Origin of the sequence: Sulfurovum sp. bin170 (genome assembly GCF_010892395.1) — a bacterium.
Taxonomy (GTDB): Bacteria; Campylobacterota; Campylobacteria; order Campylobacterales; family Sulfurovaceae; genus UBA1140.
Genome location: NZ_JAACKB010000280.1, coordinates 1 through 1,837, shown reverse-complemented (window position 1 = coordinate 1,837; position 1,837 = coordinate 1). Strand labels below are relative to the sequence as shown.

Annotated in this window: 3 protein-coding genes; 2 read left to right on the top strand and 1 reads right to left on the bottom strand. The window is 39.4% G+C overall.

What is annotated here, in order from left to right:
• Window positions 1-508: hypothetical protein (locus GSY74_RS06600; RefSeq protein ID WP_223157490.1), on the top strand; the 508-nt coding region annotated here is incomplete at its 5' end.
• Window positions 508-1,302, top strand: coding sequence for an alpha/beta fold hydrolase (locus GSY74_RS06595; RefSeq protein WP_164664311.1), 795 nt, complete (start codon window positions 508-510; stop codon window positions 1,300-1,302). The genes GSY74_RS06600 and GSY74_RS06595, both read left to right, overlap by 1 nt.
• Here the strand turns inward: GSY74_RS06595 and GSY74_RS06590 are convergent.
• On the bottom strand, window positions 1,238-1,837 hold a 600-nt coding region (locus tag GSY74_RS06590; protein ID WP_164664310.1), incomplete at its 5' end, for a DUF502 domain-containing protein. The genes GSY74_RS06595 and GSY74_RS06590 overlap by 65 nt on opposite strands.

The following is a 1,837-nucleotide window of genomic DNA, read 5'->3' as shown; positions in this document are numbered from 1 at the left end:
TATATTGGGGGATGTTATCTTAAATAAGAGAGAGATGGAGAGATGGTTTGAGATGGGTGCAACTGCTTCTTACTTTTCTTATAAAACGGAAGATAGAGAGATTGAGAACAGTAGCCTTTTTGGTGGAGTGACGATATCTAGTGGATTTATGAGAGAGGATATAGGTGTAGGTTTTATATCTGAATTTGGACACCTAGACCTAGCTATAAATCAGGAGTCAACAGAGGATAGAAAAGTCTATGGAGCTTATGGGATGATTGGTCCTACTTTTAGATATTCTCTCAATAGAGTATCTACTTTTCATATGGATTTTATGGCAGGAATCAGTGATCTGAACTCTATAGATGTTATGGGTGTTGCACGAATCGGTCTAAACTTCAAAATACTGAAACGAGGGTTTTTTGATATTAACTATGGAGTAAACTATTTGGGATTAAAAGATATGGGTGATGGGATGAGTAGTAGTTACAATGGCACTGTTGGGGCTAGTTTTGGGTATCGGTTCTAATGATAATAAATAACACAGAACTTCACTACAAAACTATAGGTCAAGGAGAGCCTCTGCTTTTTATCCACGGATTAGGCTCCTCTAGTCGTGACTGGAAAGAGCAGGTAAACCACTTTTCTAAATCTTATAGGGTTATTACGCTTGATATTCGTGGTCATGGAAAGTCAAGCAAAACTGATGAGGAGTACACTATCTCTCTATTTGCAGATGATACCATTGCTCTACTGGATGCACTAAAGATTTCATCAGCACATATTGTAGGTATCTCTATGGGGGGAATGATCGCTTTTGAGTTGGCAGTCTCCTATCCCAACAGAATCAGAACACTTACTATTGTCAACAGCACACCATCAGCAGTTCCACAGACAATCAGAGAGAGACTACAGATGTGGCAACGAAAACTAATGGTTCGACTCTTTAGCATGAAAGCCATAGGGGAGATTTTGGGCAAGAGACTTTTTCCAAACCATAAAGAGTTAAAGAAGCTATTTGCCAAACGCTGGGCAGAGAATGATTTGACATCCTATAGAAAATCTGTCAAAGCAATATTCGAGTGGAGTGTTGCAGACCAACTAGACCAAATCCAAGCCCCTACCCTACTTCTCTCCTCTGAATATGACTATATACCTCTAAGCAAAAAAGAGGAGCTAGTAAAACAGATAGCTAATTGTAAATTGGTTGTTATCAAAGATACACATCATGCTCTGCCTGTTGAGAAGCCTGATAATTTTAACGAGGTTTTGGGGTTGTTTCTAGCCACTTACCAAAAGGAACCAACTCCTTCTCACTCTTAGGTTCCACATCCAACACTTCGGTCATACTCTTTACACCCATAGATAGAAGATACTGCAAGTTGTCATCAAAGGTTGCACCCTCAAAGACAAAAATCCTATCTTTGTGTACCTCAAACATATATCCACCGTTCGGAATTGGGGTCATGGATAGCGTAACCGTATAGTGGTCTTTGATAATACTCTCTTTTTGAGAGTACATCAGACCGATATTGTACCCCTCAGTAGCAAACCCTTTGATAGCAACCACAAGCACTCTATTCTCTCCCTCTTTAGAGGAGTTAAAGATACCAATAACATCTCGAATGGTCTCAAACCCAGGTATCTTTCTAAAGAGTGACTCTATCCAACTAGCCACCCTAGTACCGACAAGATAACCCAAGATATATAGGATAGAGAAAAAGACAACTATTGCCAAAAGCAACCATAAAAACTCATGATTTTGAGGAGCAAATCCTATAAACTCAAAGAGGCTATCTACAACATTTTTAATCTTCTCAAAAAGCCACAGAACCAATACCGTCACAGCAACAATGGG

Excerpts from the sequence above, each read along its gene's own strand:
- GSY74_RS06595 (WP_164664311.1), top strand. The coding sequence starts at position 508 with ATGATAATAAATAACACAGAACTTCACTACAAAACTATAGGTCAAGGA.